The organism is Megamonas hypermegale (assembly GCF_900187035.1).
Taxonomy (GTDB): Bacteria; Bacillota; Negativicutes; order Selenomonadales; family Selenomonadaceae; genus Megamonas; species Megamonas hypermegale.
Genome location: NZ_LT906446.1, coordinates 2,010,142 through 2,036,130 on the forward strand (window position 1 = coordinate 2,010,142; position 25,989 = coordinate 2,036,130).

A 25,989-nucleotide genomic window follows, 5' to 3' on the forward strand; every position below is an offset into this window, starting at 1 on the left:
GATGATATCGGCAATTTTATTTATATCATTTGCTTTTTTTCTATTAATTGGTACGCCTATTGCAATCTGTCTTGGAATGTCTAGTGTATTTGCTATAATCGCTGATAGTGCAGGTCGACCAATGGAAGCAGTACTCAGTGTTGTTCCAATGTTAGTATCTTCATCAAGTAGTAAGTTCGTATTATTAGCAATTCCATTCTTTATCTTGAGCGGTAATATCATGGAAAAAGCTGGTATTTCTGAAAAGTTAATTCGCTTAGCGGAAGTTTGCGTTGGTCATATAACAGGCGGTTTAGCTATTATTTGCGTTGTTGTTGCATGTTTTTTCGCAGCTATATCAGGTTCGGGTCCAGCAACAGTAGCAGCTTTAGGTATGATTATAATTCCAGCAATGATTTTTGCAGGATATAATCCTCAGTTTTCATCGGCTTTAATGGCGGCAGCTTCGGCAATTGGTGTAATTATTCCGCCTAGTATAACATTTGTTATTTTTGGTTCTATCACAGATACTTCAATTGGTTCATTATTTATTGCTGGCTTAATTCCAGGAATTATAATGGGTATCGGTCTTTTAGCTGTTGCTTTGTGGAAAGGCCGTAAAATGAAATTGGAAGTAATGGAAAAAGCAACAAATAAAGAAAGATGGCTCGCTTTTAAAGATGCTATTTGGGGTCTTATGATGCCAGTAATTATCCTTGGTGGTATTTATGGTGGTATTTTTACGCCTACAGAAAGTGCAGCTGTTGCTGTTGTTTACGGTTTATTTGTTGGTATATTCATTTATAAGAAAATACATTTTAAAGAATTTTGTCATTTATTAATTGATTCTGCTAGTACTACTGCCGTTGTTATGTTTATAACAGCTGCAGCAACTATTTTTGCTTATGTACTTACACGTGCTAAATTAAATACAATTATTGGGGATGCAATTTATAATTTCACTGGAGATAGTACAATTTTATTTTTGATATTGGTAAATATCGTATTTTTAATTGCAGGTTGCTTCCTTGATTCAACGTCAGCACTTTATATATTTGTTCCATTGTTTATGCCTGTAGCATTGACTTTAGGAATTGACCCTATTCATTTTGGCGTTGTTATTATTGTAAATTTAGCAATTGGTTTATTTACGCCACCTGTAGGTATGAATTTATATGTTGCCTGTGGATTAGGAAAAGTTTCGTTAAAGGAACTTTCTATAGCTATATTACCTTTTGTTATAGTGTCTCTTGTAGTGTTATTGCTGATAACTTACATTCCTCAAATTTCACTTTTCCTCGTTCAATAAATATTTTTTAGGAATGAGCTTATGCTCATTCCTTTTTTTATAAAAAAATACTTCTAAGTTTTATATTAAACTTAGAAGTATTTTAATTTATTCTTTTGCAAAAGAATCAACTAATGTATCTCTAACAGTATTAAAAACATTAATTACATCGCGTTGTTCAATTAAATTTACGATAGCATAGTGATTTTTTAAACATAAATCAATACCACCATCTTTTTGCAGTACTTTTTTTATTGATGGTTCAAACATTAGAACAAGTGTTTCTAAAATGGATTCTATCAATTTATTATGTACGCATTTCGCAATAGATAAGTGAAATTGCATATCGAGTTTTATTAAATCATCTATCGAACCTTGATTTGATTTGGCAATATTATTTGTTTCATCTACTAAATCGCGAATGGATTGTATTTCTTCTGGCGAAGCTTTATATATAGCCATAATAATAACAATAGATTCTACCATTACACGTAATTCGAAAACATCAGTTGTATTTTTGGGGTCAAGAATTAAACGAAATATGAGAGGATTGAATACTTCGTGCGATATTGTATCTTGTAAAAAAGTACCTTGACCACGTTTTGTTTTAACTACTCCCATAGCATTTAATACACGAATAGCTTCTCTAAGTGAATTTCTACCGACAGCGAGTTGTTCGCATAGTTCAGCTTCTGATGGAAGTTTGTCACCAGGTTTAAAATCACCTTCAATAATAGCTTGAGAGAGTTGTGTGATAATTTCATTTACTAAAGTATCAGAATTTCCAATTTTAGCTAATCCCATAATTTCACCAACTAACAAATTATTTATTTCACATATATAATATTATAATACTACTTATTGTGACTCTATAATATTATTTTAAGCTAAAGTTTAAATAAATGCTATATATATAGTGTTTTTTCAGAGAATTTTCATGAAAAAACGATAAAATTTCTTAATTGTAGATAATAAAATAAAATAGTATAATTATAGCGCTTGTTATTTTTTAATAAAGGAGGCTATTTTTTGCGAGATTTTCTTTTACGTAATAAAGGTTTTATTGTCGGAATATGTATTTTGGCTGTTTTTTATCTGTATTTAGCTCATTTAGGTTCATATCATTTAATGGACCCAGATGAAGGTAGATATCATGAAATTCCGCGTGAAATGTTACTCACTGGTGATTTTATTACACCTCATTTAAATGGCGTGGAATATTTTGAAAAACCAGCACTTCAATATTGGGCTACAGCGATTATCATGAAGATTTTTGGTGTAACTGAGTTTGCAGGACGAGTTTTCCCTGCTCTTTCAGCTATTGGATGCGTAGGACTTACTTTTTGTCTTGGTTCTATGATGTATACGCGCCGAGTAGGTTTATTGGCGGCAGCTGTTTTAGCTACATCATGCTTAAATCTTATTGTAGCTTCAATCAATATCTTAGATATGGCACTTACATTTTTTATGACAGGGTGTATGGTGTCTTTTTATGCTTTTGAAAGAACCGAGAAGAAAAAATATTTACTGTTATTTTATATAGCAATGGGCTTAGGTGTACTTACAAAAGGTCTTGTGGCAATTATTTTGCCATTAGGTATTTTGTTTTGGTATACGATTTTTACAAAAAGACCACGTTTATTTTTAAAGCTTTTTTATTTGCCGGGTATAATAGCTTTCTTGATAGTTACAGTACCATGGTTTTATCTCGTGTGTCAGGCAAATCCTGATTTCTTCTATTTCTTTTTCATTCGAGAACATTTCTTGCGTTTTACAACAAAGATGCATGATAGGTTTCAGCCTTGGTGGTTTTTCATACCATTTGTTTTCATTGGTATGCTTCCGTGGACTGGATTTTTGGTATCTTTATTCAGCAAAAAAGGCGTTATACGCAAGAGTGTATCAGAAAGAAATCGCTTTGATATAATTTATTTGTTAGTATGGTTTGCTGTAATTTTCGTCTTTTATTCGATTTCAGATTCCAAATTAGTTCCGTATATAATGCCATGTTGGATGCCGATGGCTGTATTAATTGCGGCTTCAATAAAACGATTTGAAGTAGAAAATTCTTGGCTTTGCCATAGTTTTTTAATTAACAGTATTTTGTGCTTAGGTTTCGTCTTTGCTCTTGTGGGCTATGTTTTGATGTCTAATTATTTAACATTAGATGAATTCATTGCTGAAGGTGGTATGCTCACCGCTGCACTGTTTTTAGGAACTTTAGCGGCAATCATCACTTGGTATAAAACGAGACGTTTTCGTTGTACAGCAACTGTGCTGTGTATTATGGGATTTTTCTTTGGTCTTGGTTTGCACGATGTACAGCAGCAAATTCATAATAATCAATCAGCATATTATGTTAGTCAGAAAATAAATCAGTTAAATCCTCAAGATAGTTTGATTGTAAATTATGGAGAATTCTATCACGGAATTGTATTTTATACAGACCAGCGTGTAGCGATGGCTGATTTTAAAGGTGAATTGGAATTTGGTTTATCTCATCCTTCTGGGGATGGTTGGTATTTTGATGGCAATCAGCTCAACGATTTGTGGAACAGTCAAAAGCGTATTATAATTGTAGTGAAAGACCGTTATAAAGATAAATGTCTTAGTGTATTATCTACTCCAGCGAAAGAAATGATAACTGAAGGAGCATACACTATTTTAGTTAATAAATAATAAGTTTTGAAGGAGTAATATGATTATGCGTAAAGAGTTTTTACCTTTTGCTAAACCACTTGTAAGTGAAGAGGCAATTGCAGATGTAGCCGATTCCATTCGTAAAGGTTGGATGGCAATGGGTCCTAAGACAGTTGATTTTGAAAATAAATTTGCCGATTATGTAGGTTCAAAATATGCTGTATCTGTAAATTCAGCAACAGCTGGATTACATTTAGCTGTTATGGCACTTATTAAGCCAGGTGATGAAGTTATCACAACTGCAATGACATTTGCAAGTACTGTAAACGCTATTATTTTTGCTGGCGGAAAACCTGTGCTTGTTGATATTGACCCACATACATTTAATATTGATGTAAAAGCAATAGAAAAAGCAATTACACCTAAGACAAAAGCGATAATCCCTGTACATTTCGCTGGTCGTCCATGTGATATGGATGCATTAGAAGCATTAGCTGAAAAATATAATCTTGGAATTATTGAAGATTCTGCTCATGCGCTTGGTGCACAGTATAAAGGCAAGAAAATAGGTGCTGGACGCGGTAAAAATCATATAGCAGTATTCAGTTTTCATCCGACTAAAAATATTACAACTGGCGAAGGCGGTATGGTTTGCACTGATGATGAAGATGCAGCAGAAATCATGTCTATGCAACGTCAAAATGGTATGAGTAAAGGCGCATGGAACCGCTATCAAGCAAATGGTAAAGCTCATTATGATATTTTTAAACCAGGTTTAAAATACCAGATGATGGATATTCAAGCTGCCATTGGTCGTGACCAACTTAAACATTTAGAAGAATTCAATACACGTCGTCGCGAAATTGTTGCACGATATCAAAGAGAATTAGCTAATGTAAGAGGTTTGATTTTACCACCAGAAATAGAAGAAGGAAATGTTCATTCTTGGCATATCTATACACCACTTATCGATATAGATACACTTGGTTTTAGTCGCGATGATTTTATGGCACAGATGAGTAAACACAATATCGGTACAGCTTATCATTATCAAGCATTACATTTATTCACTTGCTATGGAGAAATCACTGGACTTAAAGCTGGCGATTTACCAAATTCTGAATATGTATCAGAACGCATTGTATCATTACCACTTTTCCCTGCAATGACAGATGATGATGTAACAGATGTAATTGAAGCGATTAAAGAAATATGTGGAATGAAAGGCTGATAAAAAATAATGGCAGATAGTCCAGAAATATCAATAGTAATTCCTGTTTATAATGAGGAAGAATCACTTCCTCAGTTATTTAAGGAATTATATCCGGTAATGGAAAATTTAAATCGCAGCTTTGAAATCATTTTTATTAATGATGGTAGTCGAGATAAATCTTTCTCTATGCTGTATGATTTTCAGAAGAAACACAATAAAACAGTGCGTGTTATTGACTTAAACGGTAATTTTGGTCAACATATGGCTATTACATCAGGTTTTGCAAATGTGCGTGGTCAATATGTGATTACACTTGATGCAGATTTACAAAATCCACCTGAAGAAATCCCAAGAATAATTGCTAAGATGGATGAAGGTTATGATGTCATTGGAACATGTCGTCAAAATCGCCATGACCCACTATTTAGAAAAGTGGCTTCTCGATTGGTAAACAAGGCTACAAATCGCATCAGCGGTCTGCACATAAGCGATTATGGTTGTATGTTGCGTGGTTATAGTCGTCGAATTGTGGACATTATTGTACAAAGCCGTGAAAGTACGACATTTATACCAGCACTCGGTCAAAAATTTGCAGTAAATCCAATTGAAATACCTGTAAGTCATCGTGAACGTGAATTTGGTGAATCTAAATACAGTTTTTTCCGTTTGTTGAGATTAAATTTTGATTTGATGACAAGCTTCTCCATTGCTCCATTGCAAATGGTAACAATGAGTGGGATGGTAATTTCACTTTTAAGTTTTATATTTTTCTTGTACATGATGGTGCGCCGAATTATTGTGGGCTCAGAAGCGGCTGGCGTTTTTACACTGATGGCACTTAATTTCTTCTTATTCGGTATAACTATCATGGCACTAGGTGTTATTGGTGAGTATACGGGGCGTATTTATAAGCAAATTCAGCAAAGACCACATTATATAATTCGCCATATTTATGAGGAAAAAGATAATGAATAGACCACGTATAATAGTTTTCGCATATAGTGAACCAGGTTATGTTTGTCTTAATGAATTGATAAAAGCAAAAGCAAATATTGTAGCTGTATATACACATCAAGATGACCCTGATGAAGAAATATGGTTTCATTCAGTGTATGATTTAGCAAAGCAGAATAATATACCTGTGTTTAGACCTAAAAAGATTGATGAAGAAACGGCTCAATATATAAAACAATTAAAACCGGAACTCATATTTTCATTTTATTATCGTCGTTTAATTCCCAATGAAATAATTTTAATGCCACGACTTGGTTCTTATAATTTACATGGAGCGCTTTTACCGAAATATCGTGGGCAAACTTGTATAAATTGGGCGGTAGTAAATGGAGAAAAATGTACAGGGGCTACATTGCATTTAATGACAGAAAAAGCCGATGAAGGTGATATTGTAGACCAGCGCGGTTTTGAAATTGCATTTACTGATACATCTATTGATGTATTTAAAAAAGTTAGTGTGATAGCAGGACAGATTGTACATGATAACTTAAATAGTATTGAAGCGGGAACAGTAAAATTGACACCGCAAGACAATAGTAAAGCAACTAAATTTCCACGACGCAGACCAAAAGATGGCTTTTTAGATTTTAATAAAGATGCTATAAGTTTATATAATCTCATTCGTGGTGTAACACATCCATTTCCTGGGGCGTTTGCTTTTGTAGGTGATAGAAAATTATTCATTTGGTGGGCAAAACCGCTAGATGGAAAAGGTGACATTGGCGAGATTGTATCAGTTAAGCCACTTTGTGTTGGTACGGGAAATGGTTTATTGCAATTAGAAAAATTACAATGGGAAAATGGACAGGAACTAACCGCTTCTCATTTTGTAGAAGATTTGCCAGTGGGCACAAAATTTAATATTTAAAGAAGGAAGAGGCTTTCTAATGAAAATTTTTGTTACTGGAGTTAATGGATTTATTGGCTCTCATTTTTTAGAAATGGCATTAGCTAAAACAGATTGGGAAATACAGGGTTTTGATTTAAGTGATAGCAATCTTAAACAATTTCTTGATAATCCGCGTTTTAAAATGAAAACGGGAGATATTTTTAAAGAAGAAGATTGGTTATATGAACAAGTAAAACAATGTGATGTACTTTTACCACTTATCGGCATTGCACGTCCCGCATATTATATAGAAAGACCATTTTGGACTTTTGAACTCGATTTTGAACAGAATTTGAAACTTGTTAAAAAATGTGCTGAATATAATAAACGTGTTATTTTCCCATCTACTTCTGAAGTTTATGGTATGCCAGACCTTAATAATCATATAATGGATGAAGATACAAGTAATTTAACACTTGGTCCTATTGTACAAAGTCGCTGGATATACAGTTGTAGTAAACAGATGATGGATAGAGTTATTTTCGCATTAGGTCAAGAAAAAGGTTTGAAATTTACTTTATTCCGTCCATTTAACTGGGTTGGTCCACGTCTTGATAGATTTAAAGATGCAGCTGAACATAAAGCTCGTACAATTACACAATTTATCTATGATGTTTTATATACAGGTAAAATCACTCTTGTAAATGGTGGTATGCAACGCCGTAGCTTCACATGGGTAGGTGATGGTGTAGAAGCACTTATTGATATTATTAACAATAAAGATAATCAAGCAGATGGACAGATATTTAATATCGGTAATCCTGATAATAATTATTCCATCAAAGAAATGGCAGAAATTGTCGTTGATGAAATGAAAAAATTCCCATGCTTTAAAGAAAAAGCAGAAAAAGTACAGTTTGTCGTTGAAAATTCCGATAGTTATTATGGCAAAAATTATGCTGATGTACAGGATAGATTGCCGTCTGTTAAAAAATTGAAAACTCGTTTAGGCTGGAAACCTAAAACAACATTGCAAGATGCTATTTATTATACTTTGCAGTGGTATGAAAAAGAATTAAACAAATAATTTAATAGAAAAGTAAAGCCACCGCAAAGTGCGATGGCTTTATTTATATGAGGATATTATGACAAAGAAAATTGCTATAAAAATAGATGTAGATACGAAACGTGGTTATGATGTGGGTGTGCCACGCATGCTAGATGTTTTTAAACAAGAAAATATAAAAGCTAGTTTCTTTTTTTCTATGGGAACAGATAATTCGGGTAAGGCTATTCGCCGTATTTTCCGCAAGGGATTTTTAGCTAAAATGCTAAGAACTAAAGCACCGAGCACTTATGGTTTTAAGACAATGATGTATGGCACTCTTTTGCCAGCACCGCATATTGTAGAACCTAATCCTGCACCGTTTTTACGTGCTATAAAAGAAAATCATGAATGTGGCATTCATTGCTGGGACCATGTTTATTGGCAAGATAAATTGCCGTATTTATCGGAAGAGACAATTCGCAATGAACTAACAAAAGCAATAAACTTATTTGAGAAATTGGCTGGATTTAAAGCAAAAGCTTGTGCAGCTCCAGGTTGGCAAGTAACACCTCGTAGTTTAAAAGTACAGCAAGAATTAGGTTTTTCTTATTGTAGTGATGTTCGAGGATATTATCCATTTTATCCAGTTATGAATGGCAAAAAATATTTGCCATTACAAATTCCAGGAACTTTACTTACTATGGATGAATGTTTAGGCAGTACATTAGATGGAAAAGAAATTACAGAAGAAAATATCGTCGATTATTGGTTATCTCATTGTGACCAAGATTTTAATGTATTGACTATTCATTCTGAAATGGAAGGGTTAAAACAATTACCAATTTTGCAGACTTTTATAAAAAAAGCTAAAAAACTTGGTTATGAATTTATAAAATTAGAAGAGGGAAAAAATGTTCCTAATATTAAAGAATGTGAAGTATATCATGGCTATTTGCCAGGTAGAGCAGGAACAGTTGCCCGTCAAGGAAAATAATAAATTATTAAAGCCACAGTGCATATTTATGATACACACTGTGGCTTTTTTTTAATTATTTAATTTGGTTTTTTATAACCGCATTTTGGACAAACACCATTTTCTAATGCTATACCGCATAATGGGCAACGGTCTACATCGAGATGTGGCTCATATTCTTCAGAAGCTAAATTAACACCGCTGGAGAAAGTGAGTTTTACGATATTTAATTTATCTTTCAAAAGGTCATAAACAATTTTAATCATACCTTCAACTGTCATTGTCTCTTTTGTAACGACGAGGCGACAATCTGGATATGCAGTAGCAAGTTCTGTTTTAAAAGCAGGCCCTTTCATTATATTGTTAGGTGCACCGCCTTTTATGCCTTGTTTTTCATAAACATCTAAAATAGCAGGGAGTAGAGGGTCATCTTCGCGTAAAATTAAGGCATGGTCGAAGTTTTTCAGAACTTCCCATGCTGTTTTTTGAATTTCATTACAAGGGAATACCATATTTACACCAGAATTAATAGAGCCTTCAACTTCAATAGTCAGAACACCTGTGTGTCCATGGAGATATTGAGCTTCGCCTTTAAAACCATAAAAACGATGTGCATACTGTAAGTCGAGTTTTGTGATACTTCTCATAAATAACCTCTCCTTTGTAATAATACTGTACTTTCTAGTTATTAATAATTATTTTCTATTGATATTATATTATTATTAATAAATAATATCAATATAGAAATAAAAATTTTTTATAAATTTTTTACATTTGCTTCATTATATTTTAAAATAGTTTATTTATAATAAAAGCATATCAGTTAGGAAATAGCACCTCTGGTACAAATAGCTTTATAGAGGAAGGTGACTCGCCCTGCGCGGCAGCAACTACCCTCTATAAAAATTCATTATCGAGGTATTTGATTATGAACGATTACAGTAATATTTTTTTGCTAAGTGATATGGATGGCACATTAATTAATTCAAATTCACAAATTTCTGCGGTCAATAAATACGCATTGGAGCAATTTACTAAAAATGGTGGCACTTTTGCTGTTGCAACAGGTAGAACAATCAGAAGTTGTCAAGATTTTCTTGGCGAATTACCGATAAACGCTCCTAGTATTTTTTATAATGGTACTATATTGCAGAATGTGTATAATAATGTAGCTTTAAAAACCTTGTCACTACAAAATAGTCAATTAACAGCTTTTTTAGCACAATGTTTAATTTATTGTCCTCAAATGTGCATTGAAATTCATACGAAAGATATTTTTTATGTTATTACGGATAAGGCATACGATGACCCAGTGATAAAACGAGAAGCTTTACCGTATGTTCGTGCAAATTTGGGTGAGTTAAAAGACATTCCTATTTTAAAAGTCCAGTTTTACACTGAAAAACCTGAATTGATATCATGGCTCCATAATTTCGCCCAAGCTATGGAGATTGATAAAATCGCCAAATATTTCACTTCTTGGTCTAGTTATTTTGAAATTATTCCCCAAAATGCTTCCAAAGGCATTATGTTGAATGAACTGCGTAAAATGCCACAGTACCAAGGAAAAATATTTATCGCTGTTGGTGATTTTGACAATGATATAGAAATGCTTCGCTGTGCTGATTATGGCATTGCTGCTCAAAATGCTACACAAAATTTAAAACAAGTAGCAGACATCATCGGCGTGAGCTGTGATGACCACCTTCTTTCTCATGTTATTACCAAAATTATTCCCAATTTAACTAAGTATATGGCAGCAAATCTACAAACGGCATAAAAAAAGGTTAAGATTTTATCTTAACCTTTTTTCTTTGTATTTTTTTATTTTACAGCGAATGTTTTATAAGCATTGTATAAGCGAGTCAAAGCTGATTTTATATACTTAGTTGGACAAGCTAAATTCCAACGTTCAAAACCTTCGCCAGCTTTGCCAAAGATATAGCCTTCATCAAAGTATAAGCAAGCTTTTTCGCGATTGATTTTTTCTAGTTCTTTAAAAGATAAATTAAAAGCTCGAAAATCTAACCATAATAAATATGTTGCTTGAAGCTCTGTGATTTTTACTTGTGGAAAATATTCATGCATAAAATCAATGACAATTTGCTTATTTGTATTGATTAATGTAATTAATTGTTTTAACCAATCTTCACCGTAATCATAAGCGAGACGACAAGCTTCATAACTTAGAATACTACAGGAAAAGTCTGCATCAGTAGCTTGTTCGGCTTGGAATAATTTGCGATATTTTTCATTAGGAATGAATATATTAGAAAGTTGCATACCTGCTAAGTTGAATGTTTTGCTTGGGGCTGTGCATACCATACAATTTTGGCGAGCTTCATCGGAGAGCGTTCCATAAGAAGTATGTTTAAAACTTGGCATAATTAAATCGGAATGAATTTCATCAGATACGACAAATACATCATTTTTTAAACAAATTTCACTTATATGAGTTAGTTCTTCTTTTGTCCAAATTCTGCCACAAGGATTATGTGGACTACATAAAATGAGCATTTTAGTATTAGGTTCAGAAGCTTTATTTTCTAATAAATCCCAATCGATATCATAAGCAGAATTATTATTTATTAAAGGAACTTCAACGAGTTTACGCTCATTTATTTCAATTGCTTTATACATTGGATAATACACTGGTGTAAATAAAATGACGCCATCGCTTTTTTTTGTAAAAGCTTTAATGGCTGTGAAAAAAGCATTTACAACGCTATGTGTTTCAATTAACCAATCTGCTTTTACTTCCCAATCGTGATGTTTTTTCATCCAATTGCGTACACTTTGGCGGTATTTTTTATTACTGCCAGCATAACCTAAAATATTATTATCGATAAAATTTTTCAAACCCTCTACGATTTCAGGTGCTGTCTTTAATTCCATATCTGCAACAGAAAATGGAATGACTTTATCTGTAACGAGTGGGTTATTTTTCATTTCTTGCCATTTTTGTGAGCCAGTACCAAAACGTGGCGAAATATTTTCAAAATCATATTTCATTTGTCAGTACTTCCTTTAGTGTTTTTATTATTTATGGCTATATAAACACCAAGGTTCTTCAGCCATATAATTTCCATCATTATAATAAGCAGCGCGAGCTCTACAACCACCACAGCTCATTTTGTATTTGCATTTACCGCAATTACCTTCAAATTCAAAGCTGCGTAATTTTTTAAGTACTTCGTTGTTTTTCCAGATTTCATCAAATGGAGTTTCACGAACATCGCCAAGTTCCATATTGAGATAAGCACATGGCTGAACTTTTCCACGTGGGCTGATTATGCAATAAGATGTTCCAGCTAAGCAACCACGGCGGAAACGCAATTTCATGCCAATTTGGTCAGCAATGCGCATGAATTGTGGTGCACATGTTGGTTTTAGTTCGATGTTTACTTCTTGTTGCTTTTTCATGATACGAGTGATGACATCTTCATATTCTTTAGCGCGCAATGTTTCAGCTTCAATATTTTTAGCTCTTCCTGTAGGTACTAAGAAGAAAATATGATGAGCTACAGCGCCTTCTGCTACAGCAAAATCGGTTAAATCTTCTAATTCATGTTGGTTCCAATCCATTACAGTTGTATGAATTTGAAATGGCAATCCTGCTTTTTTGCAATTGCGCATACCAGCAACAGCACCATCCCAAGCGCCTTTATAGCAGCGGAATGTATCGTGTTTTTCTTTATCCATGGAGTCGAGTGAAATACCCATGCCCATTGCACCGGCTTCTTTTAATTTATATGCCATTTCTTCTGTAATCAATGTTCCATTTGTGCCGAAAACACTGCGAAGACCTAAACTTGTAGCGTGTTTTACGAGTTCTAAAATATCTGGGCGCATGAGCGGTTCGCCACCAGAAAATATCATGATTTTAAAGCCAGCTTTAGCAATCTGATTTAAGAGAGTTTTGGCTTCTTGTGTATTTAATTCTTCATCAGCTTTGCAACCGGCTTCACGATAGCAGTGTTTACAGAACATATTGCAAGCATTCGTTGTATTCCAAGAAATTATCATTTATTAGAACCTCCTACGATACCGATTTCTTCATCAGTTAAATAGCATGATGGGTCAGATTCCCAGAAATCACCAGTGCGAGCTTCAGCGCGAGTTCTGAAATTACCATTGCAGTTATCTAAGAATTTACATTTAGCACATCTGCCTTTTAAAAGAGGTTTTCTATCTTTAAGTCCTGCCATAATTGGATTAGAAGTATCTTGCCAGATATCGCCAAATTTGCGTTCACGAACATTGCCAAATGTGTGATGTTGTGTGAATTGGTCGGGGTGAACATAACCCATAGGGTCGACTTCAGCAAAAGCTATGCCTGAACGATTGCCACCATTCATGGAGATATATTTTTTTATTTGTTTAGCGAGTTCTTCTTTACCTTCTGATAAGGCTTTTAAATACATATAAACACCATCGCAATGATTATCAACAGTGAGAATTTCTTTTTTCAAACCGCGCTCTTCAAAATCGCGTGTGCGACGGATGATGATATCCATAGCGCGGCGGGATTCTTCAGCTGTTACATCTTCGTTCATCATTTGATTGCCACGGCCAGAATAAACGAGATGGTAAAAACATACACGGTCGATATTTTCTTCTTCAATAAAGTCAAAGATATTTTCTAATTCTTGGATATTATGATGATTTATTGTAAAGCGCAGGCCAACACGTTGATTTACAGCAACGCAATTTTTAATACCATTCATGGCAGCTTCAAAAGCGCCTTCTTTACCACGGAATTTATCGTTAACTTCGCGTAAACCATCGAGGGAAATGCCAACATAGCCAACACCGATATCTTTGATTTTTTGAGCTACTTGTGGTGTGATTAATGTTCCGTTTGTTGAAAGAGTAGGACGAACACCTTTTTTAGCAGCATAATCAGCTAATTCAAAAAAATCAGGACGAATTAGAGGTTCTCCGCCAGAAAATAACAATACAGGTACGTTGAAATCTGCAAGGTCGTCAATGAATTTTTTTGCTTCAGCTGTTGTTAATTCATTTGCGTATTTTTTTGCATCGGAACTCATATAACAATGACGACATTTTAAATTGCAAGTACGTGTTGAATTCCACACAACAACAGGGCCAGCTCCTGGTCGTACGCCATTTTTAGCTTTATGAGCATCGCTTGTATAGCGAAGTTTATCGCCGTAATAATCAGTTGCAAAAAGTAATTTAGTAACACTTATCAATTAGCTCACCTATCTTATAATATATTAAAATTATGAACGACATTCATTTTTACAATATATTTATAATAACAATATCTTACTTAAAGGTCAATAAAAATACTTTATGAAAAAAATAAGCCCCTGTTTCGGGGCTTATTTAAACTACAAGAAAAATATCTTATTTTTTTATAATAGTGTACGTTTCATCAATTGGTGCGCCTGTTTCCACATCATATGTGGTAACGGAGAATTTATCCGCTGTTATATTGATGACGGAGTATGACGGACGCCAGTTTTGATTGCGGGCTGCTATATAATCCTGTTGTTGAGGAATTAAATTGTAAAATTTAGAACCGGTAGCAGAGTTGGCTGTTAAATAGAACACGCCTTCCGGATTTACAAGCGTTCCCTGAGATTTGTCAGCAATATTATAGCAGAGGTTTTGTGATTTATAATAAGCTCTGAATACGCTGTTATTATCAAACAGGTCATCAAACTTATCATGATTATCGCCGTTTTGACCTTGTGTATATTCTGTGAAATTGTCATGAGGCTGCCCATCGCTTGTGAGCTGATAAGTACGGGCATAGCTATGGTCATGACCTTGTAGTACAACGTCAATGTCATTAGCATCGAAAATCGGTGTTAACTGCGTACGCAAAATAGTACCGTCAGAGTCGGAGTGGTCCAGTCCGCTTCCATAAATATCCTGGTGCATTACGACAATACGCCATTTTGTATCGGGATAAGTTTTGACAGCTTTTTCGATAAGTGCTTTATGGTCAGCGGCGTTGAAATTGTTGCTGTTAATTACTATGAATAAAGCATTGCCATAAGTATAGTAATATCCATTGCCGGCAGGTGTTGGTGTACTTTCATCTGAAAATGTGTTCGGATTGTTGAAATGGTATTTATAAGCCGGCGTGGAGCAGTCATGATTGCCAATAGCGTTTGCCTGCGGCAGATTACGGAAAACAGTGGCGGATAAATATCCGGAATACTGGTCTTCTTGTTCTTTTAAAGCATTAGGACTTTCATCACCGGTAACGCTTATCTGGTCGCCAGGAGAAACGAGAAAGTCGATTTCCGGATGTTGCTGCATAGCTTTATTCAGCGTTATATTCCAGTTGTAAGAGTCATTCCTTGCCGCCATATCATTGCCGAGTTTCTTACCATTCGATTCAGTATTTTTCTGTTTATAGGAAGAACCGATTTGCGGGTCGCCGACAAAAATGAAACTGAAATTTTCCGGGTCTCCTGTTTTATACTGTTGTGCCTGCTGCCATTGACCATTTAATAATACCTGATAGTAATACGTGCGGTTCGGTTTAAATCCGCTTGCCGTAACTTTATTGGAATAATATTGTACTCCGTTAATTACTGCACCCGGCTGACAGGTACCCTTAAATTCTTTAGCATTATTCATTTCTTTATTGTCAGCTATACGCACTATAGCACTGTCGGACTGTTTTTCAGAATACCAGCCGAAATTGAGTTTGGAAAAATCAGCTCCAGGAGTAAGAGCTACCTGTTGATAATTTGTTTTCAGATTATCCCAACCGGCTTTCCATTGTGCCCAGTTTGTATCATCAGATAATGAAGTTTTTGTCGTTACCTGCGGTTTTGTTGAAGCATCATTCCAATGTTCTGTAGCTGCATAGGCAGTGAAAGAGCCAATACTTAAAGCGGCAGTAAGGCATAGAGCAATTATTTGTTTTTTGCTTTTTTTCAAATGAAGCATTTAGTTTTCACCAGACAATCTATTAATTAATGAATTTAGAATGAAAATTCGACTTTGCTGTAGAATGTATCAGCATCTTCATCAGTGGATAAATCTTTACCAGTGAAATATTCGATATCAGCAATAGTATTTTCTGTTAAAGCGTATTGTATGCCAAAAACCATGCCTTTTTGGTCTGCACTAGCATCATCGTATGTTGGTTCAATAACGGCATTTTGACCTAAATGACGGTAACCTACATAAGCGCCCCAAGAACCAGGGTCAGATTTTTTGGCACCTTTATAGTCAAGTTCAATAACGCCAGCTTTTTCATAACTATCAGCATCAGATTGAGCATATTGACCAACGAGTTTTACATTTTTATTGAAAGCATAGCTACCACCTGCATACCAAATGCCAAGACTATCATCATTTAAATCAATAGTTTTAACATCATGTGCTTCAAGATTATTTAAAGCTGTATAACCTGCATTGAGTGCTAATTTATCATTTGGTGTATAATCGAATTGTGCACCGTAATATTCGGCTGTAACATCTCTACTTGATTCATTATCGCTAGGTGCATCATGCTCAGCATTGTAACGGCCTGCCATGAATATAGCATTTAATTTATCATTGCCCCAACTTGCTGTAACACCGGAGAATGGGTCATCAATTATCATACCTTGTGCAGTGAAAAGAGGTACTTTACCTGATTGAACAGTGCCACCAAATAATGGACCTTCAACCCAAGCACGGTCGACTTTAGTATCATCAGCGTTTGAATCAGTACTTAAATTCATTGTATGTTCAATACGAGCATTTGCGCTCCAACCAGAATTACCAATATAAGCTTTTGGTTCTAAACGAAGTGTGAGGCTATTAGTATTTTTGTCTTTGCCTACATCGTGATTTTCATCAACGTATTTATATTTGACTTTGCCTTTCCAAACGACATTATCGCTTTTCTTTTCAAGGTCAGCTACGCGTACGCCAAGATTATCAAGTTCTTCTGCAAATTCAGCGGCTAATTTATCAACGAGAGCTTTATCTGCTTTTTCGATATCTGTTTTAGCCATAGCACGTGCCACAATTTGAGCCATTTCATAGCGAGTCATTGTATTTTGACCTTTGTATGTACCATCTGGATAGCCATCGATTACACCATCAGCAGCAAGTGTAGATACTGCGTCATATGCCCAGCTATCAGCAGGAACATCACTAAATGGATTGCTAGCGGCAAATGTTGTGCTTGCTGCACCGACTACAAGAGCAGCTGTTATAGCAGAGATAAGAGTTTTTTTAGACATGAAATAATAACCTCCGAATATAATATAGATAATAACTATGTCATGTGCAAATGTTCATATTAAAGAATCCTTGTTACCTTTAATAGATTAATCATTTGTACATCAACGGATTTTATTATAAAAAAACTATAAAAAATAATTATGAAGTTATAGTAAATAGATATTTAATTTTTTGTAAAAAAAATATAAAATTATTTGTTTTTGTAAAGGAAAAATGAGTTTTTGTAAAGGAAAAATGAGTTTTTGTAAAGAGAAACATGATGATATAATAAAATTGGAGGATATTATTATAATTACAATAGAGAGGGATTTATATGCGAATTTTATTGGCAGAAGATGATAAACGTCTATCAAAAATGTTAGAATTCTTATTGAAAAAAGAAAATTATATTGTTGATTGTGTATATGATGGACAAGAAGCGTTAGATTATGCTAACTTATCTGATTATGATATTGTGATATTGGATTGGATGATGCCAATAAAAGATGGTATTGAAGTCTGTCGTACACTTAGACAGACAAATAAACAGATAGCAATATTAATGCTTACTGCTAGAGATACTTTAGATGATAGAATAGAAGGCTTAGATAGTGGTGCTGATGATTATTTAGCAAAGCCCTTTGAATTTCCAGAGCTACTGGCAAGACTTAGAGCTTTATCACGAAGAATTGATAAGACTTTTTATAGCGATATAATAAAATATAAAGATTTAGAGCTTAATTGTTCTAGTGCAAATTTACGTTATAAGGATAAAAAAACTATATTAAGTCCAAGAGAATGTCAAATAATGGAATTATTTGTACGTAATATAGATTGTGTTTTACCGCGTGAGCAAATTATGGATAAAATTTGGGGATATGATACGGAAGTAAGTTCAAATACATTAGATGTCACGATAAAGGCTATTCGTCAAAAGCTATCTAAAATAGAAGCGAACGATTGTATTCATACAATACGTGGTATTGGCTATAAATTTAAAATGGATTAACGGATTGAATTTATGTTTTTAGAATTTAAACAAAAAATAGTTAAAGATTATACTTTTTTTACTAGTATATTGCTTATGGCGATATCTCTTTCAATTTATGTAACGAGTTTTTATATGTCGTACAAAGAGCAACTTTCTCATATAGAAATGTTGGCAATAGAAGAAAGTGAAGATTTATTTTATAAATTAAATGATAATGGATTGAAAAATTTATCTATTAAAGAAGAACTCACTACTGAAGATGAAGGTTATTTTGCTAGAATTTTTGTGTATGGTTTCGATATTAGACATGATGTGGTATTTGAACACAATACACTAGAGTGGAGCAAAAGTTTTATGGAAAAAGCGATTTCACAAGATTTATTAGAATATGATAAAGTGTATTTTAAATTTGAATTAGTAGATAATCGCCATTTGAAATTATTTACGACAATGAGGTATCCTTTGATAGAGCAACAAAAATTTTTAGGTGAAGTTTATGTCGGTATTGAAGCAACACATTGGGCACGTGAGCAGGTACGTATTTTTTGTTATTTAATATTATTTAATTTATTGGCAAGATTTTTTATTCGTTATGTTGCTTATAGAATGGCAAACAAGGCTATGGAACCTGTTGTACAATCGTTTGAGCAACAAAAGCAATTTGTGGCAAATGCATCACATGAGCTTAGAACACCGCTTAGCATCATAATTTCAGGACTTGAAGTCTTAAAATTAGATGATGATAATAAATTATCGCCATTTTCACGGGATGTGATGGGGGATATTAATGATGAAGCTTTGCGGATGAAAAAATTGATAGATAATTTGCTTATAACGGCAAGAAATGATAATAAAACGCTAAAAGTAAACAAAAATTTATTTTCATTAAATGATGTATTGACTAAATTATACAATAAATTTTTCTTATTAGCTGATAGGAAAAATATTAAAATCAATTTAAATTTGATAGATGATATTTCTATTTATGCGGATAAATTGCATATTGAACAAATATTAGCTATTTTGATTGATAACGCTATTAAATACACAGCGGAGAATGGAAGAATTAATATTAAAGTACAAAAGCAAAAACAAGAAGTTATAATATCTGTTATAGATAACGGAAAAGGAATTTCTAAAGAAGATTTACCACATATTTTTGAGCGTTTTTATCGAGCTGAGAAATCTCATACAGATTACGGCAATGGATTGGGTTTATCCATAGCTAAAATATTGGCAGAAAAAAATAATGGAAAAATTACAGTTGAAAGTGAAGAAACTGTCGGTTCTTGTTTTAATTTGATTTTAAAGATATAAAATAAAAGGCACTATTTATAAATTTAAATATAAATAGTGCCTTTTTTATATTTAGTTTTTTATTTTTTTTAGAATGTGATTACAGAGGATAAACAATATAATCATATAAAAAATCAATACCCCTATAGATGAAATTGACGGAGATTGTCCATGTGTTATGGAACGGAGTAGGGTGCTCGTATGGGTTAGGGGTAAACATTCAATAAAATATTGCAAGAGTGCAGGGAGTTTATCAGTATTAAAAAATGTACCGCAAAGAAAAGACATAGGAAGTAAAATATACGTATTAAATCGAGACATATCTTCAAATGTCTGTACGGTCATTGCAGCATAAAAACCAATTTGAGCAAAAATTATACAATTTATAATTAATACTATTAAAAATAAAGGTGTAATAGTAAGTTTTGCCCCAAATAGGTAAGCTAAAATGATGATTATAGCGGAAGATATCATACCGCGCAAGACAGCAGCTAAAACTTTGCCTGCTACAAAAGCAAGGGGTTTTATAGGCGCAATAAAATATTCTTCGAGTGATTTATGATAAACTTTTTCAGCATGAACAGGGGTTAAACTATTAAAAGCGATATTCATTGAATTTAGTGCTAAAATACCTGGTACGAGAAAATCAAGATATGAACCCCCTGTACTAGTATTTATAGCACGACCGAGCCCCCATCCAAAGGCTACCATATATAAAATAGGTGCTACCATACGGCTTAAGATGAATTTTATCATGCGATGTTTTAAAACAACCCAATCACGCCAAAAAACAGTCCAAATATCGTATAACATCAATTAACCGTCCTTCCTGTCAGTTCGACGAAGACATCTTCTAAATTACTATGGCGAATAGTGGTACTCGTATCAAGTGTAGAAGCGAATTGTGCGCATTCTTGGCGAGAATTAAAAAATTTATATTCACGGCTATTTTCTCCATCCCACTCAACGACGTATTTACCGAGTTGATGACAAAGTTCAGTAGGGGTGTCAAGTTTGATTAATTTTCCTTTATTTAAAATGGCAACACGATTACATAAATTTTCAGCTTCTTCAATATAATGGGTGGTTAAAACGACAGTCACCCCATCTTTGGGGAGACGGCGAATTAAATCCCATATACGGCGGCGAACTTGTGGGTCTAATGCGACGGTCGGTTCATCTAAAAATAAAATTTTAGGATTGTGCATTAAAGCTCTAACGATGAGCAAACGGCGCTTCATACCGCCAGATAATTTTTTTACGCTATCATTTATTCTATCTTGTAATTCTACATATTCAAGCAATTCATTGATGCGCTTATGGCGTTGTTTTGTCGGCATATGGTGCAATCTTCCGTGAAGTTCCATATTTTCCCATACTGTTAAATCTTGGTCAAAATTTATGTGTTGAGGAACAACACCAATGTATTTTTTTATTTCCTGTTCATAGGAGAAGATATCTTTATTATCGTATAATATCTTTCCACTAGTAGGTTTAGTTAACATGGTAAGCATACGAATAGTAGTTGTTTTGCCAGCACCATTTGGCCCTAAGAGGCCGAAGATTTCTCCACTATTGATGTTTAAATTGAGATTATCCACTGCTGTTTTTAAAAGTATTTTTCCATCTTTGTTTTTAGTAGGAAATTTTTTTACTAAAGAATTAATAGTTAGCATATATTCACCTTGTTTATTTTGTTAGTGCTACTGGAAAAATTATCTTATCTTGCGGGTTTTGACAATTTTGGTAAATATCGGCTTTTACACCGAATACGTTAGCAAGATTATCGGGATTTAATGTGTTTTGAGGGCTACCTTGAGCAAAGACTTGTTTATCTTTGATGATGACAATATCATCGGCATACATTCGAGCATGGTTGATGTCGTGTAATACCATTATTATAGTCATATTTTCTTTTTTATTTAGTTCTGTTACAATCTGCATTACTTCTAATTGATGAGCGATATCAAGATATGTTGTCGGTTCATCTAAAAGTAATATCTGTGGTTGTTGAGCAAGTGCCATAGCTATCCAAGTGCGTTGTCGTTCTCCACCAGAAAGTGTTGAAACGAGGCGGGATGCAAATTTATCTACTTTAGTTTTAGCCATAGCATTTTCAATGATGTCTTTATCGTTTTGATTGTCAGAGCTTTTAAATAAAGAGCGATAAGGAAATCTACCATAGGAAACGAGTTCTTTTACTGTTAAATCATTCGGTGTAGTAGCTCCTTGAGGCAGTATTGCCATCTTTTTAGCGATTTTTTTTCGCGACCAATTTTTGATATTTTGGCTATCTAAGAATATATCACCTTTGTAATTTCGTGATAAACCAGAAATAGCTTTTAAAAGTGTTGATTTACCGCAACCATTTGGCCCAATGATAGCAGTGCGCTTTCCTGGTTTAAAATCGAGGTTGATATCATTTAAAATGATTTTATTGTTTATTTTGATAGTTAAACCACGTGTCGATAGCATATTAAAGCTCCTTTCTTAATAGGAACAAAAAGAATGGCGCTCCAAGTATAGCCATAAAAATTCCGACTGGTAGTTCCATTGGCGCAAAAGCCACGCGTGAGAAAGTATCGCTATAAGTTACGACAGCTATTCCGAGTAGCGCTGAAGCTGGTATTAAAAAACGGTAATCTGAACCGATTATAAGGCGAGCTGTATGAGGTACTATGAGGCCGACAAAACCGAGTAGTCCAGCCACTGAAACAGCACTTGCTGCGAGCAGTGCCCCTATTGCTGTCAAAATGATGCGAGTAGCTTCTATATTTACACCGAGACCTTTAGCTATATCATCGCCTAATTGTAATATGTTTAAATGGCGTGAGCCAATCATGGCTAATATAAAGCCAATGATGGCATATGGTAAAATGATTTCTACATGTGGCCAAGAGCGTGCGGAAAGACCGCCGACCATCCACATCAGTGCACCATGAACTCTATCACTGTACAATACGAGTATAGCTGATATACCTGCACCTAAAAATGCAGAAACTGCGACACCTGCTAAAATTATGCGCAATGGACGAATGCCGTTTTTCCAAGCAAGGGCATAGATGCAAACAGCAGCAAACATAGCACCAACAAAAGCTATTGGTGTGATTAAATATTCCATATTGGGAAATAATACGATTACTAATATACCGGTAAGCCCTGCACCGGAGGAGATACCGATAATATGTGGGTCTGCAAGCGGATTTTTCATTACCGCCTGTAAGATAGCACCAGAAATGGCTAAATTCATACCAACGAGTGCTGCTACAATTGTGCGAGGCAGGCGAATGTTCATCAATATTTGTTGATGAGAACCAACTGCACCGGTTGATACATTTTGCCATAATTCATCAAAAGGTATAGCAACTGCGCCGTTCATGATACTGCATAAAAAGCCTGTAAAAGCCAAAATGGCGAATACTGCTAGCATTAGTATTCGCCATTTATCAATTGCTATGCCCAATTTTGTATTTTCATTAATTGATTTATTTTGCATAGTCTAATCCACCATTAATTGAATTTATCCGGATAAGCCAGTTTTGCCATAGTTTCTACAGCTTCTGGATAATGAATACCAGGGCTTAACAAAAACATCTCTTGAGGTAAGAAATAAACTTTATTCGTTTGTACAGCTGGAAGTGTTTGCCAAGCTGGATTGTTCTCTACATTTTTCAGCATAGCTTCTTTAATCGTTTCCATTTTCCCCATACTTGTTACAAATATTATTTCTGGATTTTTTTCTACGAGTGTTTCTAAGCTGTATGGTGCTGCTGTAGGATTGCTTTCAAGTGGTGTTATGCCATCTGCGATATTTGTGAAGCCTAAGATTTTGGCAACAGAACCAGCAATACTATTTTCTAATTGTACTGTAACATTTTGTGATGTACTGTGTAAAATAGCGATGCGCTTATTTTCTTGCGGAATTTTCGCTTTTATAGCAGCGATTTTACTGTCCATATCATTTATGAGTTTTTGAGCTTTATCAGTATTGCCTGTAATTTGACCTAAGATATCGACTGTATGTTGAACTTGTTCGTAAGTGCGCATATCAAGTACGATTACAGGAATGTTATTATCTTCAAAAGTCGATACAAATTTGTCATTCATGCCTTTATAGGCAATTACTAAATCAGGTTGTTGTTCGATAACTTTTTCTAAATTGATATTGTAGACATTGCCGACTTCAGGTAAATCTTTATCTTCATCTGGAATGCCTGTTTTTGCAGATACTCTGGCAATAATTTTGCCGTCTACAGCATGAAGTGGTTCCAAAAATGAAGCAGACAGCGGAAGAATTCTTTCAGGTTTTTTATTTAACGTTACGACTCTGTCAGCAGCATCTGTAATAGTTAAATAACTATCAGTATTTTGTGCTGTTTGTTCATTTTGATTGCCACAGCCTGTGAATATAAAACAAATGCTAATGATGAGCAAAAGACATGCCAGAGATATTTTTATATTTCTCATAACGTCTATTAAAAGCGTTTATTAAACGCTTTTGCTCCTTCTAGTCAAGATTGTAGATAAATAATTGAGTTTTTTATCTTTTTGAGCTGGTAAATCAGTGATTACTTCTTCATCTGGTAAACCGCAACGGCTTACGAGAACAGCATTTTCAATCATATCATTATCTGTTAACGCATCTACGATTTCAGGATAATTTTTGTAGACTTTCATCATTACAACATTGTTTGATACAGCAAGTGCTTTATCGATAGTTTCTTTATCTGCTGTTGCTGGAATAACGCTGATAATATCATTTCCTTCAACGAGTGGATAACCGAGTTTACTTCCAATAGCACAAAATGCTGGAACACCTGGAATTGTTTCAATATTGATGTCTTTTTCTTTAGCTAAAAGGCGATAAACATAGATGTATGTGCTATAAAACATTGGGTCGCCTAAAGTTAAGAATACGACATTTTTACCAGCTTGCAGTAATGCAAGGATTTCTTCTTTATTTTTTTGCCAAGCATCAGTCGTTTCAAAATTAACGACCATAGGGAATACCTGGTAAACTATTTCAATATCTTTTTTTAAATATGGTTTTGCAATGCTAAGTGCTACGCTACCATCTTTTTTTTCTGTTTTTGGGGCGATTAAAACATCAGCTTTTTCAATAGCTTTAATCGCTTTCATTGTTAATAATTCTGGGTCTCCAGGTCCTACTCCAATACCATAAAAAGTTCCTGCCATAAAAAATCCTCCTGTACAAAAAGGTATGTAGCGGAAAAATCTACTACATACCTTATTTTTTTACTTGTTTTAGATACGTTATTTATTTTACACTTGCAAAATAGAACGCGTCAAGCTTAGTAATATTATTCAGCTTCAAGAGCATTCCAAGATTCATTAGCTCTATCTACAAATAATTGGCGAATATTTGCATTTTCACCTAAGCCGTGAATATATGTTGTTACATTGAAACCTTCTGCCTGTAATATTGATTTATGTGAGTCAGGTTCATCGCCTGCCATATCGTTGTTAGCATGGTCGCCTGCTACCATCATTAATGGCATTATAGTTACGTTTTTAATTTTTTGTGCTTTTAATTTAGGGATAATGTCTTCAAGATTTGGTTTACCTTCAACAGTGTAAATCATTACTTTTCCACCGTAAAGAGCATCTAAACGGTCTTGCATTACAGCGTAATAAGCATTGGCAGGGTCTGGTGTGCCATGAGCCATGATAAGCACAGCATCATCTTTGCCGAGTTTTGGCATTTGACTGCCGAGAGCTTTCATAGTGTCTTCTACGTCATCTCGTTGGTTTTCTTGTCCCATCCAATACATTAAAGGTGTACCGATTGTCATTTTCTTGAATTGATTTTTATAAATGTCATAAACGGCTGTTTTATAATTGTATTCCATGCCAGGAATTATATCCAAAGATGTAAGGGCTACGCGAGTATAACCTTCTGCTTTTAATTGAGCTAAAGCTTCTTCTGGTGTAGGAATAGTGATGCCTTCTTTGGCTTTTATGCGGTCAATGATGATATGGGAAGTAAAAGCAAGCACTACTTTTGTATCAGGGTGAGCTGCTTGAATTTGTTTTACAGTAGCTTCGATTGTTTTTGCACGTGTTTCTGGGTAAGTAGTTCCAAAGCTCATAACTAAGATAGCATCTTTGTTTGGAGCTTTTTGTAAATCCGCATCAGTTGTATTATAAGTACGAACACCTATTTGAGATGCTTGTAAAAGTGCAGGTGTAGCATCTTTTACTTCAGTATTGAGGCTGTAAGCTGCAAATGATGTGGTGCAAAAGCCTGTAAGTGCCATACAAGCCATAGATGCAATTAACATTCTTTTCCATTTTGATTTCATATTATCGTTCCTTTCTCTTTGTACAAACTAAAACTTAAAGTTGTCTATTAAAATTAATTGTGTTGTTGAGTGAGTGAGTGTTGATAGAAAGATTTTATTAATTTTAATAATGACAAACGATAAGTTTTCAAATGAGTTATCACGATAATACCTGCTTTAGTCTTTTTAGGTTAAAAGTTCAAAAAAAAAG

24 protein-coding genes are annotated in these 25,989 nt (G+C 34.3%); 10 read left to right on the forward strand and 14 right to left on the reverse strand.

The features are described 5' to 3' along the window. Position 1: 1 nt before the first annotated feature. Positions 2-1,288 (forward strand): TRAP transporter large permease, encoded by a 1,287-nt coding sequence (locus CKV65_RS09690; RefSeq protein WP_027889129.1) that lies wholly within the window; start codon positions 2-4, stop codon positions 1,286-1,288. 87 nt (positions 1,289-1,375) lie between these two features. Here CKV65_RS09690 and CKV65_RS09695 read toward each other — a convergent pair whose 3' ends face one another. Further along, positions 1,376-2,089: a FadR/GntR family transcriptional regulator gene (locus tag CKV65_RS09695; protein ID WP_027889130.1), complete on the reverse strand. Its 714-nt coding sequence runs from the start codon at positions 2,087-2,089 to the stop codon at positions 1,376-1,378. Positions 2,090-2,296: 207 nt separating this feature from the next. Between CKV65_RS09695 and CKV65_RS09700 the strand changes: the two genes are divergently transcribed. The 6 genes from CKV65_RS09700 to CKV65_RS09725 are packed head-to-tail and all read left to right on the forward strand — an operon-like array spanning position 2,297 to position 9,005. After that, positions 2,297-3,946 (forward strand): phospholipid carrier-dependent glycosyltransferase, encoded by a 1,650-nt coding sequence (locus CKV65_RS09700; protein ID WP_027889131.1) that lies wholly within the window; start codon positions 2,297-2,299, stop codon positions 3,944-3,946. A gap of 25 nt (positions 3,947-3,971) precedes the next feature. Continuing rightward, positions 3,972-5,138, forward strand: coding sequence for a DegT/DnrJ/EryC1/StrS family aminotransferase (locus tag CKV65_RS09705; protein WP_027889132.1), 1,167 nt, complete (start codon positions 3,972-3,974; stop codon positions 5,136-5,138). A 9-nt stretch (positions 5,139-5,147) separates the two neighbouring features. After that, the gene (locus CKV65_RS09710) at positions 5,148-6,095 is read left to right on the forward strand and encodes a glycosyltransferase (RefSeq protein ID WP_027889133.1); all 948 of its coding nucleotides are present in this window, start codon (positions 5,148-5,150) and stop codon (positions 6,093-6,095) included. After that, positions 6,088-7,002 (forward strand): formyltransferase, encoded by a 915-nt coding sequence (locus tag CKV65_RS09715; protein WP_027889134.1) that lies wholly within the window; start codon positions 6,088-6,090, stop codon positions 7,000-7,002. Before CKV65_RS09710 ends, CKV65_RS09715 begins: the two co-directional genes overlap by 8 nt. Positions 7,003-7,021: 19 nt before the next feature. Further along, the gene (locus CKV65_RS09720) at positions 7,022-8,050 is read left to right on the forward strand and encodes a bifunctional UDP-4-keto-pentose/UDP-xylose synthase (protein WP_027889135.1); all 1,029 of its coding nucleotides are present in this window, start codon (positions 7,022-7,024) and stop codon (positions 8,048-8,050) included. A gap of 58 nt (positions 8,051-8,108) precedes the next feature. Further along, positions 8,109-9,005 (forward strand): 4-deoxy-4-formamido-L-arabinose-phosphoundecaprenol deformylase, encoded by an 897-nt coding sequence (locus CKV65_RS09725; RefSeq protein WP_027889136.1) that lies wholly within the window; start codon positions 8,109-8,111, stop codon positions 9,003-9,005. Between the two features lie 59 nt (positions 9,006-9,064). Here CKV65_RS09725 and CKV65_RS09730 read toward each other — a convergent pair whose 3' ends face one another. Further along, positions 9,065-9,631 (reverse strand): 6-pyruvoyl trahydropterin synthase family protein, encoded by a 567-nt coding sequence (locus CKV65_RS09730; RefSeq protein ID WP_027889137.1) that lies wholly within the window; start codon positions 9,629-9,631, stop codon positions 9,065-9,067. A 281-nt stretch (positions 9,632-9,912) separates the two neighbouring features. On the opposite strand from CKV65_RS09730, the gene CKV65_RS09735 reads away from it, so the two are divergent. After that, the gene (locus tag CKV65_RS09735) at positions 9,913-10,764 is read left to right on the forward strand and encodes an HAD-IIB family hydrolase (protein WP_027889138.1); all 852 of its coding nucleotides are present in this window, start codon (positions 9,913-9,915) and stop codon (positions 10,762-10,764) included. Positions 10,765-10,808: 44 nt separating this feature from the next. On the opposite strand, the gene CKV65_RS09740 is transcribed toward CKV65_RS09735, so the two are convergent. The 5 genes from CKV65_RS09740 to CKV65_RS09760 form a co-directional block, all read right to left on the reverse strand. Then, positions 10,809-11,996: a MalY/PatB family protein gene (locus tag CKV65_RS09740; protein WP_027889139.1), complete on the reverse strand. Its 1,188-nt coding sequence runs from the start codon at positions 11,994-11,996 to the stop codon at positions 10,809-10,811. 27 nt (positions 11,997-12,023) lie between these two features. Then, entirely contained in the window at positions 12,024-13,010 is a 987-nt protein-coding gene (nirJ2, locus tag CKV65_RS09745) for a putative heme d1 biosynthesis radical SAM protein NirJ2 (protein ID WP_027889140.1), read from the reverse strand. After that, positions 13,007-14,200 carry a putative heme d1 biosynthesis radical SAM protein NirJ1 gene (nirJ1, locus tag CKV65_RS09750; RefSeq protein WP_027889141.1) on the reverse strand — a complete coding sequence of 398 codons (1,194 nt, stop codon included), beginning with the start codon at positions 14,198-14,200 and terminating at the stop codon, positions 13,007-13,009. Before nirJ1 ends, nirJ2 begins: the two co-directional genes overlap by 4 nt. Positions 14,201-14,357: 157 nt before the next feature. Further along, a complete protein-coding gene (locus CKV65_RS09755; RefSeq protein WP_027889142.1) occupies positions 14,358-15,920 on the reverse strand; it encodes a purple acid phosphatase family protein in 1,563 nt (520 codons plus the stop codon). Between the two features lie 35 nt (positions 15,921-15,955). Further along, positions 15,956-17,209, reverse strand: a complete 1,254-nt coding sequence (locus CKV65_RS09760; protein WP_027889143.1) for an S-layer homology domain-containing protein — start codon at positions 17,207-17,209, stop codon at positions 15,956-15,958. A 314-nt stretch (positions 17,210-17,523) separates the two neighbouring features. On the opposite strand from CKV65_RS09760, the gene CKV65_RS09765 reads away from it, so the two are divergent. Both CKV65_RS09765 and CKV65_RS09770 read left to right on the forward strand, forming a co-directional pair. Beyond that, positions 17,524-18,198 carry a response regulator transcription factor gene (locus CKV65_RS09765; RefSeq protein WP_027889144.1) on the forward strand — a complete coding sequence of 225 codons (675 nt, stop codon included), beginning with the start codon at positions 17,524-17,526 and terminating at the stop codon, positions 18,196-18,198. 12 nt (positions 18,199-18,210) lie between these two features. Further along, the gene (locus CKV65_RS09770) at positions 18,211-19,497 is read left to right on the forward strand and encodes a sensor histidine kinase (RefSeq protein WP_027889145.1); all 1,287 of its coding nucleotides are present in this window, start codon (positions 18,211-18,213) and stop codon (positions 19,495-19,497) included. Positions 19,498-19,548: 51 nt separating this feature from the next. Here CKV65_RS09770 and CKV65_RS09775 read toward each other — a convergent pair whose 3' ends face one another. The 7 genes from CKV65_RS09775 to CKV65_RS09805 form a co-directional block, all read right to left on the reverse strand. Then, on the reverse strand, positions 19,549-20,289 hold the full coding sequence (locus tag CKV65_RS09775; RefSeq protein WP_027889146.1) for an ABC transporter permease: 741 nt from the start codon (positions 20,287-20,289) through the stop codon (positions 19,549-19,551). After that, complete coding sequence (locus CKV65_RS09780; RefSeq protein ID WP_027889147.1) at positions 20,289-21,152, reverse strand: ABC transporter ATP-binding protein; 864 nt, start codon at positions 21,150-21,152, stop codon at positions 20,289-20,291. Before CKV65_RS09780 ends, CKV65_RS09775 begins: the two co-directional genes overlap by 1 nt. Positions 21,153-21,165: 13 nt before the next feature. Continuing rightward, positions 21,166-21,951 (reverse strand): ABC transporter ATP-binding protein, encoded by a 786-nt coding sequence (locus CKV65_RS09785; RefSeq protein ID WP_027889148.1) that lies wholly within the window; start codon positions 21,949-21,951, stop codon positions 21,166-21,168. 1 nt (position 21,952) lies between these two features. Further along, positions 21,953-22,972, reverse strand: a complete 1,020-nt coding sequence (locus CKV65_RS09790; protein WP_051177526.1) for a FecCD family ABC transporter permease — start codon at positions 22,970-22,972, stop codon at positions 21,953-21,955. A gap of 14 nt (positions 22,973-22,986) precedes the next feature. After that, positions 22,987-23,943 carry an ABC transporter substrate-binding protein gene (locus CKV65_RS09795; protein ID WP_027889150.1) on the reverse strand — a complete coding sequence of 319 codons (957 nt, stop codon included), beginning with the start codon at positions 23,941-23,943 and terminating at the stop codon, positions 22,987-22,989. 21 nt (positions 23,944-23,964) lie between these two features. Then, entirely contained in the window at positions 23,965-24,672 is a 708-nt protein-coding gene (gene cobI / locus CKV65_RS09800) for a precorrin-2 C(20)-methyltransferase (protein WP_027889151.1), read from the reverse strand. A gap of 125 nt (positions 24,673-24,797) precedes the next feature. Continuing rightward, a complete protein-coding gene (locus CKV65_RS09805) occupies positions 24,798-25,799 on the reverse strand; it encodes a sirohydrochlorin cobaltochelatase (protein WP_027889152.1) in 1,002 nt (333 codons plus the stop codon). Positions 25,800-25,989 lie beyond the last annotated feature (190 nt).

Coding starts and splice junctions, on each gene's coding strand:
- CKV65_RS09790 (WP_051177526.1), bottom strand. CDS start 22,972: ATGCAAAATAAATCAATTAATGAAAATACAAAATTGGGCATAGCAATT.
- CKV65_RS09725 (WP_027889136.1), top strand. CDS start 8,109: ATGACAAAGAAAATTGCTATAAAAATAGATGTAGATACGAAACGTGGT.
- CKV65_RS09715 (WP_027889134.1), top strand. CDS start 6,088: ATGAATAGACCACGTATAATAGTTTTCGCATATAGTGAACCAGGTTAT.
- CKV65_RS09780 (WP_027889147.1), bottom strand. CDS start 21,152: ATGCTAACTATTAATTCTTTAGTAAAAAAATTTCCTACTAAAAACAAA.
- CKV65_RS09795 (WP_027889150.1), bottom strand. CDS start 23,943: ATGAGAAATATAAAAATATCTCTGGCATGTCTTTTGCTCATCATTAGC.
- CKV65_RS09755 (WP_027889142.1), bottom strand. CDS start 15,920: ATGCTTCATTTGAAAAAAAGCAAAAAACAAATAATTGCTCTATGCCTT.
- CKV65_RS09720 (WP_027889135.1), top strand. CDS start 7,022: ATGAAAATTTTTGTTACTGGAGTTAATGGATTTATTGGCTCTCATTTT.
- CKV65_RS09805 (WP_027889152.1), bottom strand. CDS start 25,799: ATGAAATCAAAATGGAAAAGAATGTTAATTGCATCTATGGCTTGTATG.
- CKV65_RS09735 (WP_027889138.1), top strand. CDS start 9,913: ATGAACGATTACAGTAATATTTTTTTGCTAAGTGATATGGATGGCACA.
- nirJ2 (WP_027889140.1), bottom strand. CDS start 13,010: ATGATAATTTCTTGGAATACAACGAATGCTTGCAATATGTTCTGTAAA.
- CKV65_RS09760 (WP_027889143.1), bottom strand. CDS start 17,209: ATGTCTAAAAAAACTCTTATCTCTGCTATAACAGCTGCTCTTGTAGTC.
- CKV65_RS09785 (WP_027889148.1), bottom strand. CDS start 21,951: ATGCTATCGACACGTGGTTTAACTATCAAAATAAACAATAAAATCATT.
- CKV65_RS09740 (WP_027889139.1), bottom strand. CDS start 11,996: ATGAAATATGATTTTGAAAATATTTCGCCACGTTTTGGTACTGGCTCA.
- CKV65_RS09710 (WP_027889133.1), top strand. CDS start 5,148: ATGGCAGATAGTCCAGAAATATCAATAGTAATTCCTGTTTATAATGAG.
- CKV65_RS09775 (WP_027889146.1), bottom strand. CDS start 20,289: ATGTTATACGATATTTGGACTGTTTTTTGGCGTGATTGGGTTGTTTTA.
- CKV65_RS09765 (WP_027889144.1), top strand. CDS start 17,524: ATGCGAATTTTATTGGCAGAAGATGATAAACGTCTATCAAAAATGTTA.
- cobI (WP_027889151.1), bottom strand. CDS start 24,672: ATGGCAGGAACTTTTTATGGTATTGGAGTAGGACCTGGAGACCCAGAA.
- CKV65_RS09730 (WP_027889137.1), bottom strand. CDS start 9,631: ATGAGAAGTATCACAAAACTCGACTTACAGTATGCACATCGTTTTTAT.
- CKV65_RS09705 (WP_027889132.1), top strand. CDS start 3,972: ATGCGTAAAGAGTTTTTACCTTTTGCTAAACCACTTGTAAGTGAAGAG.
- CKV65_RS09690 (WP_027889129.1), top strand. CDS start 2: ATGATATCGGCAATTTTATTTATATCATTTGCTTTTTTTCTATTAATT.
- CKV65_RS09770 (WP_027889145.1), top strand. CDS start 18,211: ATGTTTTTAGAATTTAAACAAAAAATAGTTAAAGATTATACTTTTTTT.